Here is an 18,750-nt window from a genome sequence, read left to right as displayed (position 1 = left end):
TTACCGGTGTGAAACGATTAACAGATCAAGATCTTTTGTTGGGATAGAAAACCGTTCGCCGATATATTTACTGGTTAAATGCCCTTGGTAAATGTAAACAGCATTCCGAACACCTGCATTCTGCCATATCACATTTTTAAGGCCGCCATGCTCGCCGATATCTAATAAAATTGGGGCGAAGATATTGGTTAATGCATAGGTGGCTGTCCGGGCTACCCGCGAAGCGATGTTCGGGACACAATAATGTATCACATCGTACTTGCGAAACACGGGATGTGTATGGTTGGTTATTTCTGATGTTTCAAAACAGCCGCCCTGGTCAATACTTACGTCAATAATAACAGAGTCTTTTTTCATTTTGCTAACCGTAGTTTCGGATATGATGCATGGGCTGCGTCCATCTTCAGCACGCATGGCGCCAATGGCAACGTCGCAAGTGGTAACCGCTTTTTCCAACACGATAGGCTGAACCACCGAAGTAAACACCCGTGTACCTATATTATTCTGTAATCTGCGAAGTTTATAAATGGAAGGGTCAAAAACCTTTACCTGTGCACCCAGGGAAATGGCGGTTCGTGCGGCATATTCGCCTACAGTTCCGGCACCTAATATTACAATCTCTGTTGGGGGAACGCCAGTTATGCCTCCGAGCATTAAACCTTTACCCTCGAAAACGTTGCTCAAATATTCGGCTGCTATTAATATGGATGTAGCTCCCACAATTTCGCTCATGGCACGCACAACGGTTAATGAGCCGCCTTCATCCTGTAAATGTTCAAAGCAAAGTGCGGTGATCTTCTTATTAAGAAGCGCCTGAAGGCAATCATGCTTAAGCGTAGAAATTTGCAACGCAGATATTAATATCTGGCCCGGTTTCATCATTTCTATCTCGGCGAGTGTTGGCGGCGCTATTTTTATAATGATGTCAGCCTCGTAAACCTTTTGCGTATCGTAACAGATTAAGGCACCTTGTTCACTATAATCTTTGTCAGAAAAATTAGCAGCCTGGCCTGCATTGCTCTCCAGCATTACATTGTGTCCATTGTTTATTAACAAAGCCACTGATAAAGGTGTTAGTGGAATCCGGTTTTCCTGGAAGGAAACTTCTTTTGGAATACCTATGTATAATTGATTTTTTTGAGCCTTAACCTCAAGCATTGATTCCTGCGGTTGCATCATTGCCTGCTTGGCAACATCAGAAAACCCACTGTATTTCCCTGAACTCATTACGGTATAATTTCTGGATGATGAAGATAGGGAAAAAATTAGAAATATGTAAAGTTAAATGTGCTCAATAGTTATATAGCGTGAACCCCCGTCAACAACCTTTATGCTAACACTAATATAATGATCTGGTAGTAATTCCGGGATTCTTTCAGGCCATTCAATAAAGCAATAATTGCCTGAATAAATGTATTCTTCAAATCCCATATCCAGCGCTTCGGTTTCTTTCTTCAACCGATAAAAATCAAAATGATAAATAGTAATCGCGGGGGCCTGATACTCATTTACAATGGCAAATGTGGGGCTTGCTACATTATCGCTTGTCCCTAATGCTTTACACATCGATTTGATGAGTGTTGTTTTACCGACACCCATATCGCCATAAAAAAGAAAGAAACGGCTGTCAGATGCAAAGGATAGGATAGCTTCAGCTGTTGCATCCAGTTCATCAAGGTTATTTATAAGAAGTTCCATTTTTAGGTATCTCGTATAATATTAAGTCGAGATCATTAACTTTTTAAATCTTTTATCTGCAGTTATAATATTCAATTTTATTTCGGCCCGTAAGTTACAATAGGAATAATCATTTCTTCTAATGAGATACCACCATGCTGGAAAGTCTCGTTATAAAAATTAACAAAGTGATTGTAGTTATTCGGGTAAACAAAATAACCATCCTCCTTGGCAAACACAAAGCTTGAGCTTACGTGCAACTTAGGCAGCATGGCATCATGCGGGTTGCGGATATGGAAAACTTCTTTAGCGTTAAAATTTAAATTACGGCCTTGTTTGTAACGCAGGTTAGTATTGGTGTTCCTGTCGCCGATAATTTTGCTTGGTTTTCTGACGCGGATGGTACCATGATCAGTGGTAATAACCACACGTACTTGTTTTGACGCCAGGAATTTCAACAAATCAAATAATGGCGAATGCTCAAACCATGATAAGGTTAATGAGCGGTAAGCCGAATCATCGCTTGCCAGTTCGCGGATCATTTGCATGTCGGTACGGGCATGTGACAGCATATCCACAAAATTGTAAACCACCACATTCAAGTCATTGTTCATTAGGTTGTTTACTGATTCATTCAAGGCGCGGCCCTCATCAATATTCAGTATTTTGTGGTAGGATAGTTTTATATCCTTACGAACCACACGTTTTACCTGGTCGGCAATAAAGTCGGCTTCAAATAAATTCTTGCCGCCTTCGTCCTCGTCGTTTTGCCACATTTGCGGGTAACGGCGTTCCATTTCTAATGGCATTAAGCCGGAGAATATGGCATTACGCGCATATTGCGTAGCGGTTGGTAAAATGCTGTAGTAAGTATCTTCTTCTTCCAGCCTGAAATATTCTGAAATGATCGGGTTGATGATCTTAAATTGATCATAACGTAAATTATCGATCAGGATAAAAAACACAGGACCTTTGCCATCCAATTTAGGGAAAACCTTCTTTTTAAACAATTGTGGTGAACTGGTTGGCGCTGTATCCGGATTTTTAATCCAATCCAGGTAATTCTTCTCCACAAACTTGCAGAATTGGGTATTGGCTTCGGCTTTCTGTAAAGTCAGAATTTCGTGCATGCCGTTATCCTGCAATTGCTGTAGCTCAAGCTCCCAATAGATCAGCTTTTTGTAAACGTCCACCCATTCCTGGTGGCTCAGGTTGTCATTCAGGGACATCCCTAAATTGCGGAAGTCCTGCTGGTAAGCCATGGTTGTTTTTTCGGTAACCAGGCGCTTGTTATCCGTAAGCTTTTTTATGGTCAATAATATTTGCCTTGGGTTTACCGGCTTGATCAGGTAGTCATCAATTTTTGATCCGATGGCATCTTCCATCAAATATTCTTCCTCATTTTTAGTGATGAGGACAATAGGGACATCGTTATTAATATTTTTTATTTGTGATAAAGTTTCCAGCCCGGTTAAGCCCGGCATATTTTCATCTAAAAAAACAAGGTCGAAGAAGTTGTTTTTAAAGGATTCAACTGCATCCATACCGTTGGTAACGGTAGTCACTTTGTATCCTTTTTCGCTTAAAAACAGTACATGGGGTTTCAACAGATCAATCTCATCATCGGCCCACAATATGGTAGTATCCTGCATAATATTTTCGTAATAGGTACTTATAACCCCTAATAATCAGTTTTGTTACAGATATTAAAAGGATTAACAAAATTTTAACAAATATAAGACACGCATTGTACCTTTACTTCTCATTTTTGCAGGATATAAAAACAACCTTGAATAAAAAGAAAATTATAAATGACCCTGTTTATGGGTTTATCAGCATCCCGTCAGACCTCATATTCGACCTGATGCAACATCCTTACTTTCAGCGCTTACGTTACATTAAACAAGTTGGGATGACCCACCTGGTTTATCCGGGTGCGTTACACACCCGGTTTCACCACGCTTTAGGCGCATTACACTTAATGAGCCTTGCAGTTGAAACGCTGCGCTACAAAGGCCAGAAAATTACAGAAGCCGAAGAAGAAGCCGTTAGCGTGGCCATATTATTACATGACATTGGCCATGGTCCGTTTTCCCATGCGCTTGAGCAGATAATTGTTAAAGGGGTATGGCATGAGGATATATCTAAACTGCTGATGAATAAGCTTAACCAGGAATTTAATGGCCGTTTAAGTATGGCTATTGAGATATTCAACGGCACTTATCCTAAAAACTTTCTGCATCAATTGGTATCCAGCCAATTAGATATGGACCGAATGGATTACCTGAACCGGGACAGTTTTTTTACAGGTGTATCCGAAGGGGTGATCAGTTCTGACCGGATTATCAAAATGCTGAATGTGGTTGATGATCATATTGTGGTTGAAGAAAAAGGGATTTACTCAATAGAAAAATTTCTGATCGCCCGCCGGTTGATGTATTGGCAGGTATATCTGCATAAAACAGTAATTGCTGCTGAGTTTTTATTGTCTAACATTTTGAAACGCGCCCGCGCTGTAGCCATTGAAGGCGAAGAACTTAAATGTACCCCTGCGCTAAATCACTTCCTGATGAATAGTATAAACAGCGAAGAATTTTTAATGGAAGATACAAACCTGGAGATTTTTGCCGGGTTGGATGACACCGATATCATGGCAGCAGTTAAAATATGGGAAGGAAGTACAGATTTTGTGCTATCAAAACTTTGCCATGACCTGGTGCGCCGTAACCTTTACCATGTCGATATTACCAATGAATTACCAGATAAAGATAAGGTTGAAGATTTAAAGCAAAAGGCAGTAATTAAATATGGACTAAGCTATGAGGATGTATCATATTTCGTTTTCACTGATGATGTTCGCAATAATGCGTATAAACCGGGCGACGGCAGCATATTGATATTAATGAAGGATGGCAGCGTAAAAGATATTACCGCGGCAAGCGATAACTCAAACCTGGAAGCATTAGCAAAAACCGTAAAAAAATATATTCTGTGCTATCCGAAGGATTTGATTTAATAACATGATTGATATAGAGAAGTTGGCGGTGTTATAATAAATTATAATTAACGTTTAAACTTAATTTCCAGTTGTTTAGTCTTAAATATTCAGCCAATTATAAATTTGCTGCTTCAGTTTTAACATTTAAATTTGCCGGATGCAATTTACTGCACAACAGATAGCCGCTTTACTTAACGGAACAATTGAAGGAAACGCTTCAACTTCTGTTGGCAAGCTGGCTAAGATAGAAGAAGCTACCGAAGGTTCACTTTCATTTTTGGCTAACCCAAAGTATGAGCAGTACCTGTACACTACGGGTGCATCCATTGTAATAATCAATAACGACCAGCAATTGACAGATGCGGTAAAGGCAACACTCATCCGCGTTGAAAATGCTTACACGGCGATATCGGTATTATTAGAGATCTATAATAAATTCAAACTTGATAAATCAGGTATTGAAGATCCGCATTTTATACACCCAACAGCAAAAATTGGCAAGGATGTATATATAGGTGCATTTAGTTATATAGGCCCAAACGTTAAGGTGGGCAATAACTGCAAAATATATCCTAATAGCTATATAGGCGACGATGCGGTTTTGGGCGATAATGTTACGTTGTTTTCTGGCGTGAAGGTTTACTTCGACTCGAAATTAGGTAACAATGTAATCATTCATTCCGGTGCGGTAATTGGTAGTGATGGATTTGGGTTTGCACCTTCAGCCGACGGATCTTACAAAAAAATAAGCCAGATAGGGAATGTTGTGCTAGAGGATGACGTTGAAGTTGGCTCAAACACAACTATTGACAGGGCAACAATGGGGTCTACGATCATACGTAAGGGGGTGAAGTTAGACAACCTGGTACAAATAGCCCATAATGTAGAAATTGGTATAAATACCGTAATTGCTGCGCAAGCGGGCGTATCAGGTAGCACCAAAATAGGTGAACGTGTTATTTTGGGTGGCCAGGTGGGAATAGTAGGACATATTAATGTGCCTAATGGAACTCAAATGCAGGCGCAATCGGGCTTAAGCCGGTCAATCAAGGATGAAAATCAAAAGTGGGCAGGTTCGCCCGCTATGCAATATAGTCCGCATATGAGGTCTCAGGTTGCACTGGCCCGTTTACCGGAACTGGAAAAAAAGGTTTTAGAATTAGAAAAAGTTATTGCGGAACTGCAAAAAGCAAAGACTGATTAATTTTGCAGTTAATATTTAAGCTATGAATACAAAACAAAGAACGATAAAAGCCCCTGTTTCAGTTTCAGGCACGGGGTTACATACCGGACAAAAAGTAACTCTGACTTTTAATCCTGCAGAAGAAAATCATGGCTATAAGTTCAGAAGGGTCGATCTGCCCGGCTCACCTGTTATTGATGCGGATGTAGATAATGTGACCGATACTTCACGCGGAACAACCATCACTCAAAACGGTGCGAGTGTTAGCACTATTGAACACGTATTAGCTGCGTTAGTTGGCCTTGAGGTTGATAATGTATTGATAGATATGGATGGTCCTGAAACACCTATTATGGATGGCAGCTCGATCTTGTTTATTGACGCTATAACTAAAACCGGTTTTGTTGAACAGGAAGCTGACAGGGAATATTACCATATCCCATACAATATCCACTATACCGAGGCTGACCGCAAGGTTGAAATGGTGGCTATGCCTTTGGACGATGATTATCGTTTTACGTGTATGGTTGATTATAACTCTCAGGTACTGGGCAGCCAGCATGCGAGCATTTCAACCATATCGGAGTTTGTTAAGGAAATTGCGTCATGCCGTACATTCTGCTTTTTGCATGAGCTGGAAATGTTATTAAAGCATGACCTGATCAAAGGCGGCGACTTAAACAACGCCATTGTTGTTGTTGATAAAGACGTTGACGAAGAAGAATTAGCGCATTTAGCTAAAATATTTAACCGCAAGGATATTAAGGTAGCCCCGCAGGGGATATTGAACAATATAGATCTTCGATATCAAAACGAGCCGGCAAGGCACAAACTGCTGGATATGATTGGTGACCTTGCTTTGGTAGGTACACCGCTTAAGGGCCATATAATGGCAGCAAGGCCGGGTCACGCCGCTAATGTTGCCTTCGCTAAAAAGATCAAGGCGCTCATCAAAAAAGATAAGAGCAAGAAACGCTTTAAAGCTTACGACCCTAATGCAAAACCGGTTTATGATACTGTTGACATTATGGCTAAACTGCCGCACAGGCAACCGTTTTTGATGATCGATAAGATCATGGAAATTTCAAAAACTCATGTGGTTGGTGTTAAAAACGTGACCATGAACGAGGACCTGTTCCGTGGGCATTTCCCTGGTGCGCCTATCTTCCCGGGCGTATTGCAAATTGAAGGTATGGTACAAACCGGTGGAATATTGGTATTAAATACTGTTCCCGATCCGGAAAATTACCTTACCTTGTTTTTAAAGATAGAAAATGCCAGGTTTAAAAGTAAGGTGGTGCCGGGCGATACGATAGTTTATTATTGCGACTTGACTTCGCCTATCCGTCGTGGTATAGCACAGATGAAAGGCGTAGGCATGGTAGGCGACCGCGTGGTTGTGGAGGCCGAGCTGATGGCGCAAATAGTTAAAGTAAAAGAAACAGAAGCATAGCATGATACAACCGTTAGCATACATACATCCACAGGCTAAAATTGCCGATAATGTAGTGATTGAGCCATTTGTTACTATACATAAGGATGTTGAAATTGGCGAGGGTACCTGGGTAGGCTCCAATTCTGTAATTATGGATGGTGCCCGAATCGGCAAAAACTGTCGGATTTTCCCGGGCGCTGTTGTTTCTGCGCCGCCACAGGATTTAAAATATCGCGGCGAGCCAAGTACGGTAACTATTGGTGACAACACCGTTATACGTGAATGCGTTACCCTGAACCGCGGTACGGCGCTGGATAAAAACACAACTACAATAGGTAATAATTGTTTGTTAATGGCTTATGTACACGTAGCGCACGATTGTGTTATAGGCGATAATGTGATCATCGCCAACTCGGTGCAGCTTGCAGGCCACATTAATGTGTACGACCATGCTTTCATCGGCGGTACATCAGCTGTGCACCAATTTGTGGAGATAGGCGCGCATTGTATGGTGTCGGGTGGGTCATTGGTACGTAAGGACGTTCCGCCGTTTACCAAGGCAGGCCGCGAACCTTTATCTTATATCGGGATCAATTCTGTTGGCTTACGCCGGAGAGGGTTTTCTGCGGAAACCATCAACGAGATTCAGGAAATTTATCGTATCATCTTCCTGAAAAAATATAATATTACCAAAGCGTTAGATATTATTGAAGCTGAATTTAACCCAACCGTTGAGCGCGACGAGATCATCAATTTCGTATCCAACTCACAAAGGGGTATTATGAAGGGCTTTGGGAATAGTTAACTGAATTTGTCCATGGCCGATAGTCCATGGACGATAGATATAATATTTTGACTATCGACCATCATCTATGGTCTACGGACAATCCATGAACATAACCCTCCAAAATATAGGCCGAAGATTTAACCGAGAGTGGATATTCAGGAGGGTTGACTATACTTTTACCAGCGGTGAAAGCTACGCCATATTAGGATCTAACGGATCCGGAAAATCAACATTATTGCAGATATTAAATGGCAGTTTATCTCCATCGGCAGGTACAATCGGATATGAGCTTAATGGTAAAAATATAGCTGTTGAAGATGTGTTTGTACATCTTAGTCTTGCTGCACCATACCTGGAGTTGATTGAAGAATTTACTCTCACTGAGATGATAGACCTTCATTTTAAATTCAAAAGCTACAAAGCGGGGATGGATAACAAAGCGGTTATTGAGCTGTTGGCTATGGAGAATAATAAAAATAAACTGATCAAATACTTTTCCTCGGGTATGAAGCAGCGGCTTAAACTTGCGCTCGCTTTCTGCTCAGATACCGCTTTGCTAATGCTGGATGAACCAACAAGTAATCTTGATTCCCAAGGTGTAGACTGGTATTTAAACCTTGTTGAAAGATTTGCTGAAGATCGCCTAACTATAGTTTGCTCCAACCAGCCACATGAATATGGTTTTTGCGGAAAAAAACTGAACATTATAGACTATAAAAGTTAATTTATAATTAGATAGAGCAAAAAAGCCCGGTTGCTCTTGTTGATAAAACACAAATAAATCCTAATAAAAAACCAAGCAGAATAAAAAGTGTTATAAATAACATGAAAACACTACTGCTTGCAATCGCCATATTTACATCATCGCTAACTTTTGCGCAGCAAAAACCGCTGGCGCGTGGTACTGTCTACGGCTCAAAGCCGAACACTACTGAATTAATCCCAGCCGCAAAGCTGGATTCTTTCATGAATACAAAAACCCGGATCAGCACCGCTATAAGAGGCGTGGTGGTTAAGGTTACAAAAACAAAAGGTGGCTGGTTTGAGATAGCCGCAGGCAAAGGCAAAACCATCGCGGTGCATTTTTCTAAATATGATGTTACAATACCGATGGATTTAAAAGGCCGTACCGTGATTATTGAAGGTGTTGCGGCAAGGCAATTTTTAGCTGATGATAGTCAGCAGATCGCTGGTCAGAAAGCACAACATGCTAATAATCCAAAGCAATTAACTTTTGAAGCAACAGGGTTGATAGTGGATAAATAACCCCCATCCCCCAGAAGGGGGAGTAAATATCAAAGGCCGAAAGATCAATTCTTTCGGCCTTTTTATTTAAGAGTTTTTCGTTCCCTTTCAGGGGGGATTATTTACTCAAATACATCGATTTTTCTTTGTACAAATGCCTGAAGTACGGATCCTGTAGATTAGGGATAAAGCGGATCGCTTCACCAGTCGATTTCATTTCAGGGCCTAATTGTTTGTTAACCTCCGGGAATTTATCGAAAGAGAATACAGGCTCTTTGATCGCGTAACCTTCCAGCTTGCGGACAATATTGAAATCCTTCAATTTATTAGCCTCTAACATGATCTTTGCGGCTATATTGATGTAAGGTACATCATACGCTTTCGCAATAAATGGTACCGTACGTGATGCGCGCGGGTTAGCCTCGATAACGTAAACCTTTTCTTCTTTTATAGCAAATTGGATGTTGAGTAATCCACGAACATTCAATGCTATAGCGATCTTTTTGGTGTATTCTTCCATCTGGCTGATCACATTGTCCGACAAATCAAACGGTGGTAATACCGCGAATGAATCTCCAGAGTGGATGCCGGCAGGCTCTATGTGTTCCATTAAACCAATAATATGCACGTCATCGCCATCACTTATTGAATCCGATTCCGCTTCAGAGGCACGATCAAGGAAGTGGTCGATCAGTACGCGGTTCCCAGGAAGGTTTTTCAATAAGCTAACTACAGCTTTTTCCAGATCTTCATCGTTGATCACAATGCTCATGCCCTGTCCGCCTAATACATAGCTTGGGCGAACCAATACCGGGTAACCAACATGGTGTGCAACTTCTAATGCTTCTTCAGCGCTTTCAGCAACACCATATTTTGGATAAGGGATACCCAATTCTTTTAACAGGTCAGAGAAACGTCCGCGATCTTCGGCGATATCCATGTTATCAAAGGAAGTACCGATGATCTTGATACCATGCTGGTGCATTTTCTCAGCCATTTTCAAAGCTGTTTGCCCGCCCAGCTGAACGATCACCCCGTAAGGTTTTTCCAATTCTATGATCTCACGAACATGCTCCCAGTAAACCGGCTCAAAGTATAGCTTATCAGCCATATTAAAGTCGGTTGATACTGTTTCAGGATTACAGTTAACCATAATGGCCTCGAAACCAGCTTCCTTAGCAGCAAGCAGACCGTGAACGCAGCTGTAATCAAACTCGATACCCTGGCCTATACGGTTAGGACCAGAACCTAATACAATGATTTTCTTTTTATCAGATACTTTAGATTCGTTCTCACCCTCGTACGTTGAATAGTAGTATGGTGTTTTCGCGTTGAATTCCGCAGCGCAGGTATCCACCATTTTATAAACACGTTTAATACCCAGTTCCTTACGGCGCTGGTAAACGTCCTCTTCAGTCACATTACCTAATATATAGGCGATCTGTGTATCTGAGAAACCTTTTTGTTTAAGGGTGTATAAGAAATCTTCAGGGATGTTATTCAGGTTATAGCGGCGAAGCTCAGTTTCCAGGTTAACCACGTCAACAATCTGGTTCAGGAACCATCGGTCAATCTTGGTAGCTTTTCTAACAGATTCAACCGGTACACCTAAGCTTAGCGCATCATATATATGGAATAACCTGTCCCAGCTTGGATGCTCCAGGCTGTACATAATTTCGTCCAGGTTGCGACTTTGGCGACCGTCGGCACCTAATCCGGCGCGACCGATCTCCAAACTCTGGCAAGCCTTCTGTAATGCCTCGATAAAGCTACGGCCTATGCCCATAACTTCACCAACAGATTTCATTTGAAGGCCTAACTGGCGGTTAGCACCTTTAAATTTATCAAAGTTCCAGCGGGGGATCTTCACGATCACATAATCCAAAGTCGGCTCAAAATATGCTGAAGTTGTTTTGGTGATCTGGTTTTCTATTTCATCAAGGTTATAACCTATAGCTAATTTAGCGGCGATTTTCGCGATCGGGTAGCCAGTTGCTTTTGATGCCAATGCAGATGAACGCGATACACGCGGGTTGATCTCGATAGCGATGATCTCCTCATTCGCAGGGTTAACCGAGAACTGAACGTTACAACCACCAGCGAAGTTACCAATGGCGCGCATCATTTTGATCGCCTGGTTACGCATTTGCTGGTAACAGCGGTCGCTCAATGTCATTGCTGGTGCAACGGTGATGGAATCTCCGGTGTGGATACCCATCGGGTCAAAGTTCTCGATAGAGCAAATGATAATTACGTTGTCGTTGTTATCACGCAAAAGCTCTAACTCGTATTCCTTCCATCCTAAAACGGCCTGTTCAACCAAAACCTCGTGTGTGGGTGATGCCTGCAAGCCGCGGCTTAAAGCCTCATCAAATTCTTCTTTCTTGTGTACGAAACCGGCACCTTTACCGCCCAAAGTATAGCTTGGGCGTATAACCAATGGAAAACCAATAATTTGTGCCGCTTCTTTGCCCTCTAAAAACGAATTGGCGATTTTTGAAGTTGCAACGCCCACGCCAATATCCACCATTAGCTGGCGGAATGCTTCGCGGTTCTCAGTCTTTTCGATAGCAGCCAAATCTACACCAACTATTTTAACACCGTATTTTTCCCAGATGCCGCGTTCAGCAACCTCAATACAAAGGTTTAGCGCTGTTTGGCCGCCCATGGTAGGCAGCACCGCGTCAATGTGTTGTTCCTGTAGTATTTTCTCGATGCTGTCTGATGTCAGCGGCAAAAGGTACACATGATCAGCAATAACCTTGTCCGTCATGATGGTGGCGGGGTTGCTATTAATAATGGATACAGAAATACCTTCATCTTTTAATGAAAGTGCGGCCTGTGAACCGGCATAATCAAATTCGCAAGCCTGACCAATAATAATGGGGCCTGAACCGATAATCAGTACTGATTTAATGGAGGTATCTTTGGGCATAGGGCTTTTATATAAGTTAAAAGTTCTAAGTCAAAAGTTAAATGTCATAAGAGCAGACAATAACCGTTTTCCTACGCGCTGAAAGCGGAAATCCCGACCCCAGCGTTCGGGGTGCAAAGATAGAAAATAAGAACTATTACGGGGCTAATTTTTTCAATTTTAATGTCATGTAATAAAAAAAAATTTTTAAGCTATTTTAAAAATTTTATATCTGATATTTACCTAACCAATAAACTTAGTACAATGATCAAAAAGCCCTTACCTATATTAATCGTTTTGTTATTTGTTTTTTGCGGATGCGGCGTATTCGAGTCGGTTGTAAAATCAACATTTCCGTACACTACTAATCTAACAATCCCCGCCTCATCCGAACCGGGGAAGCAGTATACCGCATTAAGTATGGCGACCAGCTATGATCAAAACTTCAGCAGGGATGGGAATAATGCCAACCACATCGGGCAGGTGATGGTGGTATCGGCGAAACTAAGATCAACCGAACCAGCCGGATTTAACATCGGCAACCTGGAATATGTGAAATTATATATGGCAAAACATGATGGAAGCGATGAAATACTGGTAGCCTCAAGAACAGACATTACCAAAGAGGTAGGCAACAGCATTATACTGGATATAGATAATTCTAATTTTTTAGACCAGATGGTGCGCCAGCCCGATGTAAGGATCCGCATGGTGTATAAACTGCGTAACGCAATTAGTACAGATGTTACCGTAAAATTTGTTTTGGGGATAAGCGCTTATTCTAAGGATTAAGCGCTTATTTTATCAAATGATTATCAATATCCGGGAAGATAGCGATCGGCTGGTATGCGCGCGCCTCGTCCATTTCCATGTACCCGTATGACATAATGATCACCACATCGCCAACCTGCGCCAAACGTGCAGTGGCGCCATTAAGGCATATAGTACCCGAGCCGCGTTCGCCTTTAATTACATAGGTTTCAAAGCGGGCGCCGTTGTTGTTATTTACAATCTGAACCTTCTCATTGGCAATAATATTTGCCGCATCCATCAAATCTTCGTCAATCGTAATACTGCCTACGTAATTCAGTTCTGCCTGGGTTACGCGAGCACGATGGATCTTAGATTTTAACACCTCAATTATCATGGCGCAAAGTTAATGTATTATAATTCATACTTCATAATTCAAGCTTCATGCCAATGTAAAACCATCGGCAAGTCGCTCATAATCAGTTTATCAATATATTATCGATCAGTCTGGTTTTGCCAACGCGCGCTGCTACCAAAGCAACAATATTTTTAGTGTTTTGATTGGCCGGCTGCAAAGTTTCGCTATCAGCAAATTCAAAATATTCCAGCGAAACACCCGTCTCTGCATTTATAAACGCGGCAGCTTCATCCAGCAGGGCGGGGATATTGTTAGCATCAAATTCATCCCTGATGCGAAATAAAGTTTTTGATAATACAAGCGAATGCTGCCTGTCCTCAGCTGTTAAATGAATATTCCTTGAACTCATCGCCAGTCCGTCATCCTCTCGCAAAATAGGGCACATAACCAGTTTAACAGGCAAATGCATTAATACTACCAATTTACTGATCACCATAAACTGCTGGTAATCCTTTTGGCCGAAGTATGCAGCATCAGGTTTAATAATATTAAATAGTTTATAAACCACTTGCGTAACGCCCTGGTAATGCCCCGGGCGAAACTTGCCTTCCAGCAAATGCTCAATTTCACCGAGCTGTAAATGCCAATGCTCATGAGCAGCATACATCTCGTTAACAGGCGGGTTGAATAAAATATCACAGCCTGCATCAATCAGCATTTGGGTGTCCTTTTCAATCGGGCGGGGATATTTTTCCAGGTCCGAGGGGTCATTAAACTGTGTGGGGTTTACAAAAATGCTGCAGATAACCACGTTATTATGCTGCTTAGCTTGCGCGATAAGTGAGAGGTGGCCGCGGTGCAGCGCACCCATTGTTGCTACAAAGCCTGTTGTTTTGCCGTTGTTTCGCAAATCAGCTAAATAGTCTTGTACCTCGCGGGTGGTTGTAAATATCTTCAAGGCGTTAAAAATCTTAAAATAACGGGCGAAAGTAATTAACTAATTGAGAATAGGCGAATTTACTTGCATAATACGTTGATACTTCATATAATATTGATTATATTTGCAAACTCAAATTTTTTTGACTGCTTATATAATTTAATACTGATTTAAAGATGGGTAAAGCTAAGCTTTTGTTCATAACTCATGAAATGTCGCCTTTTCTGGAACTCTCAAAAATTTCTGAAATCACACGTCAACTCCCGCAGGCAATGCAGGAGAAAGGTTACGAGATCCGTATCCTGATGCCGCGTTTTGGAAATATTAACGAGCGCAGGAATCGCCTTCATGAAGTTATTAGGTTATCGGGGATGAATATCATTATTAATGACAATGATAATCCATTAATTATTAAAGTTGCGTCTATTCCGGCGGCGCGTATGCAGGTTTATTTTTTAGATAATGAAGAATACTTCCAGCGTAAACATGTGTTTAATGACAAAGACGGGAAGTTTTATGCCGACAATGACGAGAGAATGATCTTCTTTTGCAAAGGCGCGTTAGAAACTGTTAAAAAATTAGGCTGGGCTCCTGATGTTATCCATTGCCATGGCTGGATGAGCGCATTGGTGCCGGCTTACTTAAAAACGACTTACAAAGACGACCCAACATTTAAAAACTCAAAAATTGTTTATTCAATTTACGAGAATGAATTTACCGAGCAATTAGGCGCTGATTTTGCCAATAAGGCTGTAATGAACGACATGACCGAAAAACATGTAGAAGCTTACAAACCAGGTACAAACGCTGCTTTATATGCCGGTGCTATTCAGTACTCGGACGCTTTGGTTTTAGGTAGTGAAAACATTGATCAGGATGTGTTAAATAATGTTAAAAACAGCCACAAATCGGTTTTGGAATTTAATTCTACATCAGATTTGGAAAATTATTACAATTTTTACGACGAAATTGCTAGTGAGGAATTAGCACAAGTTGTATAAAGCATTGAGATCATATATGAAATTTTTCCGGATAGACTTATTGACACTGTTGATAAGTCTTTTTATTTTGAATAGCTGTAAAAACCAAGATACTACAGGCTTAACGCTGGGTACTAAAGGCACTTTGAGCGGCTCTGTAACTGATACAGCTACAGTATTTACCAATACTGTGCTTGATGACTCTGTATCTACAACCAGCATTACTAAATGCCCGCTTGGCTACATTAATGATCCTATTTTCGGCACATCATCTTCCAACCTGGTTACCGATCTTAACTTACCTGGGTCAACTGCTTACACATTGCCAGTTGGTACTGTTTTTATTGATTCTGCAAGGTTGGTTTTATCTTACGCTGACGGTTTCTATGGCGATTCATTAGCCAATTATACCATTAATGTTTACCAGTTAAGCCAAAGGCCCGCTACTGGAAATAATTATTTTAGTAACGCTAAATGGAGCTATAATACAGGCAACGTGATTGGTACAACTACATTTCAACCTCGGCCGTTAGATAGTATTAAAATCTATCGGATTATACAGGGAGCTCCGGATACACTTTATAAAGTACCACCACAAATAAGAATACCAATTAACCCAACCTTTATTAGCCAATATTTGTTTAACGCCGGATCAACAGCGGTAAGCTCAAATAATATATTTAAAAATAATATTAAAGGGCTTTTCATAACGCTTGATCCTACCAAAACAACAGGTGTTGGCGGAACAATGATGATAAAAGCGCCAGGCGACTCAACGTTAGCTGTATACATCAGGGCTTCTAATGGATCGGTAATTGACACATCTGTTGTTTACCTTGATGTAACCCAACATGCCTCGCAAGTAAAACACAGTTTTTCTCAGCAGGTGCAAACTGCATTAAATAACAAAACAACATCGGCTAACCAGGTTTATTTAGAAGGGCTTTCTGCCACACGTGTGAAAGTTAGCTTTCCATACCTTCAAAAATTGTTTACTACTGTTGGAGGTTCTGGTAGTGTTGTTATAAACCGTGCCGAGCTGGTCGTGTCTCCTGTAGCTGGTTCAAATATTCCTGCTTATTTGGTCCCATTGCCTAAGTTAACTATGTATCGTTATGACATAGCGCATTCGCGAATTGATGTAGAAGATGCATATGACCTTGCAAATGCAACATCCGTTGCGGAATTTGGCGGATATTATCAATTGGCGACACCGCACTCTCCGGCTGCATATCACTTTTTGGTAACCAATTATTTGCAAGATTTAATAAGTAACCAAACAATTGATTACGGCACTTATATAGCGCCGGTTGATACCACAAATACAACAAGTGTTGATATTGGCCCAACAATTTCAGTTGGAGCAAGAACTACTGCTGTTGGCGGTTATATAAACAGTGCAGGTGCGGCAAACAGTCCTTATGCGATGAAGCTGAACGTGATATACACTAAAACAAAGTAATAAATAAACAGCACCTGTTAGCGTTAAGCTTCAGGTGCTTTTATATTTATATATTGTGTTGGTTATTATATAGTAGCTCCTTACTTTTACCTCTCAAAAACTAATACAGTATGTGCGGAATTGTTGGCTATATAGGCTTTAGGGACGCTTACCCCATTATAATTAAAGGTTTACAACGTTTGGAGTACCGCGGCTATGATAGCGCTGGTATTGCCTTGTTGGATACAGAACTTAAGGTTTATAAAAAAGCCGGGAAAGTGAGCGACCTGCAAAACTTTGTTAAAGATCTTAACCTTAAGGGAACCATTGGTATGGGCCATACCCGTTGGGCTACACATGGCGCGCCAAGCGACCGCAACTCGCACCCGCATTCATCAGGCAACCGTAAGCTTACCATAATCCATAATGGCATTATTGAGAATTACGGGATTATTAAAGAAACCCTGGTTGCAAAAGGCCATGTTTTTTTAAGCGATACCGATACCGAAGTTTTAATTCACCTGGTTGAAGATATTATTAACGAAACGGGCCTCGATCTGCAGGAAGCCGTACGCGTTGCCCTGAATAAAGTGATCGGTGCTTACGCGATAGTAATCATGAGCGCCGATGAGCCAGATATGCTAATCGCCGCCCGTAAAGGCAGCCCGATGGTTATAGGCGTTGGCGAAGGCGAGTATTTTATTGCTTCGGATGCTACGCCAATTGTTGAATATACCAAGAATGTAATTTACCTGAATGATAACGAGATCGCCTACGTGCATCGCGACAGCTTACTGGTAAAAAATATAGACAATACCGTACAAACCCCATATATCCAGGAGCTTGACCTGAAGCTGGAAATGCTTGAGAAAGGTGGTTTCGACCACTTTATGCTTAAGGAGATCTACGAGCAGCCAAGGTCGATCCGTGATTGTATGCGTGGCCGTATCTACCCGCAGAAAGGCAAAGTTCAATTAGGGGGTATAAAAGAGTATGCTGAAAAGCTGAAAAATGTTGACCGTATTATCATCGTGGCGTGCGGAACATCATGGCATGCCGGTTTAGTTGGTGAGTATTTGATCGAGGAGTATGCGCGCGTATCTGTAGAAGTGGAATATGCCTCAGAATTCAGGTATCGTAACCCTATCATTACCGAAAAAGACTTGGTTATCGCTATTTCACAATCAGGCGAAACTGCTGATACCATGGCAGCGCTTGAACTAGCGAAAGAAAAAGGAGCTACCATATTTGGTGTGTGTAATGTAGTTGGTGCATCCATCCCTCGGACTACTGACGCCGGTGTGTATACACATGCCGGTCCGGAAATTGGTGTTGCATCAACCAAAGCATTTACCGCGCAAGTAACCGTTTTAACACTGATGGCATTTTATATCGCCCAGCAACGCGGTACCATCACTCAAAGTAAACTGGTTGAATATTTAACTGAGCTTGACCAGGTGCCTGAATTAGTAGAAAAAGCGCTTAAATCAAACGAGCACGTTAAGGAAATAGCAGCAAGGTTTAAAGACTCGAGCAATTGCTTGTTCCTTGGTCGCGGAAGTTCATTTCCTGTAGCTTTGGAAGGTGCTTTAAAACTGAAAGAGATCTCCTACATCCACGCCGAAGGTTACCCTGCAGCTGAAATGAAACACGGCCCTATCGCTTTGATAGATGATGCGATGCCGGTGGTATTCATCGCCACACAAAATTCATCGTATGAAAAAGTGGTAAGCAATATTCAGGAAGTTAAGGCACGTGGCGGGCATGTGATCGCCATTGTATCTGAAGGTGATACACAGGTTCGCGATATGGCAGAATACGTAATCGAGATACCACAAACAAGTGAAGCATTTGTGCCTTTGCTGGCTACCATACCATTACAATTATTGGCTTACCATATAGCGGTAATGCGTGGCTGTAATGTGGATCAGCCGCGTAACCTGGCAAAATCGGTAACAGTAGAGTAAGAAATAATCATAAATAGATTAACCAATAACGGCAAAGGCAACCAAAAGCGTACCTTTGCCGTTTATTATTTAAATACA

General features: G+C 41.5%; 16 protein-coding genes. 10 read left to right on the top strand and 6 right to left on the bottom strand.

Annotated elements, in window-relative coordinates; translation table 11 throughout:
* The 3 genes from ACYZ0U_RS01750 to porX form a co-directional block, all read right to left on the bottom strand.
* Window positions 1-1,227, bottom strand: a complete 1,227-nt coding sequence (locus ACYZ0U_RS01750) for an alanine dehydrogenase (protein ID WP_461449181.1) — start codon at window positions 1,225-1,227, stop codon at window positions 1-3.
* A 54-nt stretch (window positions 1,228-1,281) separates the two neighbouring features.
* Window positions 1,282-1,698 (bottom strand): tRNA (adenosine(37)-N6)-threonylcarbamoyltransferase complex ATPase subunit type 1 TsaE, encoded by a 417-nt coding sequence (tsaE, locus tag ACYZ0U_RS01745; protein ID WP_461449179.1) that lies wholly within the window; start codon window positions 1,696-1,698, stop codon window positions 1,282-1,284.
* Between the two features lie 77 nt (window positions 1,699-1,775).
* The gene (gene porX, locus ACYZ0U_RS01740) at window positions 1,776-3,329 is read right to left on the bottom strand and encodes a T9SS response regulator signal transducer PorX (RefSeq protein WP_461449177.1); all 1,554 of its coding nucleotides are present in this window, start codon (window positions 3,327-3,329) and stop codon (window positions 1,776-1,778) included.
* 137 nt (window positions 3,330-3,466) lie between these two features.
* On the opposite strand from porX, the gene ACYZ0U_RS01735 reads away from it, so the two are divergent.
* The 6 genes from ACYZ0U_RS01735 (at window position 3,467) to ACYZ0U_RS01710 (ending at window position 9,346) form a co-directional block, all read left to right on the top strand.
* Window positions 3,467-4,693, top strand: coding sequence for an HD domain-containing protein (locus ACYZ0U_RS01735; RefSeq protein WP_461449175.1), 1,227 nt, complete (start codon window positions 3,467-3,469; stop codon window positions 4,691-4,693).
* 139 nt (window positions 4,694-4,832) lie between these two features.
* Window positions 4,833-5,879 (top strand): UDP-3-O-(3-hydroxymyristoyl)glucosamine N-acyltransferase, encoded by a 1,047-nt coding sequence (lpxD, locus tag ACYZ0U_RS01730; protein WP_461449173.1) that lies wholly within the window; start codon window positions 4,833-4,835, stop codon window positions 5,877-5,879.
* Between the two features lie 22 nt (window positions 5,880-5,901).
* Window positions 5,902-7,311, top strand: a complete 1,410-nt coding sequence (locus tag ACYZ0U_RS01725) for a bifunctional UDP-3-O-[3-hydroxymyristoyl] N-acetylglucosamine deacetylase/3-hydroxyacyl-ACP dehydratase (protein ID WP_461449171.1) — start codon at window positions 5,902-5,904, stop codon at window positions 7,309-7,311.
* A 1-nt stretch (window position 7,312) separates the two neighbouring features.
* The gene (gene lpxA / locus ACYZ0U_RS01720) at window positions 7,313-8,098 is read left to right on the top strand and encodes an acyl-ACP--UDP-N-acetylglucosamine O-acyltransferase (protein WP_461449169.1); all 786 of its coding nucleotides are present in this window, start codon (window positions 7,313-7,315) and stop codon (window positions 8,096-8,098) included.
* Between the two features lie 85 nt (window positions 8,099-8,183).
* Complete coding sequence (locus tag ACYZ0U_RS01715; protein ID WP_461449167.1) at window positions 8,184-8,804, top strand: ABC transporter ATP-binding protein; 621 nt, start codon at window positions 8,184-8,186, stop codon at window positions 8,802-8,804.
* Between the two features lie 101 nt (window positions 8,805-8,905).
* Entirely contained in the window at window positions 8,906-9,346 is a 441-nt protein-coding gene (locus ACYZ0U_RS01710) for a DUF4920 domain-containing protein (RefSeq protein WP_461449165.1), read from the top strand.
* Between the two features lie 97 nt (window positions 9,347-9,443).
* On the opposite strand, the gene carB is transcribed toward ACYZ0U_RS01710, so the two are convergent.
* Window positions 9,444-12,260, bottom strand: coding sequence for a carbamoyl-phosphate synthase large subunit (gene carB, locus ACYZ0U_RS01705; protein WP_461449164.1), 2,817 nt, complete (start codon window positions 12,258-12,260; stop codon window positions 9,444-9,446).
* A 243-nt stretch (window positions 12,261-12,503) separates the two neighbouring features.
* On the opposite strand from carB, the gene ACYZ0U_RS01700 reads away from it, so the two are divergent.
* Window positions 12,504-13,031: a hypothetical protein gene (locus ACYZ0U_RS01700; RefSeq protein ID WP_461449162.1), complete on the top strand. Its 528-nt coding sequence runs from the start codon at window positions 12,504-12,506 to the stop codon at window positions 13,029-13,031.
* A 4-nt stretch (window positions 13,032-13,035) separates the two neighbouring features.
* Here the strand turns inward: ACYZ0U_RS01700 and panD are convergent, their stop codons facing one another.
* Both panD and panC read right to left on the bottom strand, forming a co-directional pair.
* Window positions 13,036-13,386, bottom strand: a complete 351-nt coding sequence (gene panD / locus ACYZ0U_RS01695) for an aspartate 1-decarboxylase (protein WP_461449160.1) — start codon at window positions 13,384-13,386, stop codon at window positions 13,036-13,038.
* Window positions 13,387-13,468: 82 nt separating this feature from the next.
* The gene (panC, locus tag ACYZ0U_RS01690) at window positions 13,469-14,305 is read right to left on the bottom strand and encodes a pantoate--beta-alanine ligase (protein WP_461449158.1); all 837 of its coding nucleotides are present in this window, start codon (window positions 14,303-14,305) and stop codon (window positions 13,469-13,471) included.
* 155 nt (window positions 14,306-14,460) lie between these two features.
* On the opposite strand from panC, the gene ACYZ0U_RS01685 reads away from it, so the two are divergent.
* The 3 genes from ACYZ0U_RS01685 to glmS all read left to right on the top strand — a co-directional run bounded on the left by ACYZ0U_RS01685 (window position 14,461) and on the right by glmS (window position 18,672).
* On the top strand, window positions 14,461-15,285 hold the full coding sequence (locus ACYZ0U_RS01685; RefSeq protein ID WP_461449156.1) for a glycogen/starch synthase: 825 nt from the start codon (window positions 14,461-14,463) through the stop codon (window positions 15,283-15,285).
* A 16-nt stretch (window positions 15,286-15,301) separates the two neighbouring features.
* Window positions 15,302-16,726 carry a DUF4270 domain-containing protein gene (locus tag ACYZ0U_RS01680; protein ID WP_461449154.1) on the top strand — a complete coding sequence of 475 codons (1,425 nt, stop codon included), beginning with the start codon at window positions 15,302-15,304 and terminating at the stop codon, window positions 16,724-16,726.
* Between the two features lie 110 nt (window positions 16,727-16,836).
* Entirely contained in the window at window positions 16,837-18,672 is a 1,836-nt protein-coding gene (gene glmS / locus ACYZ0U_RS01675; RefSeq protein ID WP_461449152.1) for a glutamine--fructose-6-phosphate transaminase (isomerizing), read from the top strand.
* Window positions 18,673-18,750: the final 78 nt, after the last annotated feature.

This window comes from Mucilaginibacter sp., assembly GCF_965225845.1.
In the GTDB taxonomy this organism is placed as follows: Bacteria; Bacteroidota; Bacteroidia; order Sphingobacteriales; family Sphingobacteriaceae; genus Mucilaginibacter.
Note: the sequence above shows the minus strand (reverse complement) of the source record. Positions and strands in the feature narration are given on the sequence as shown.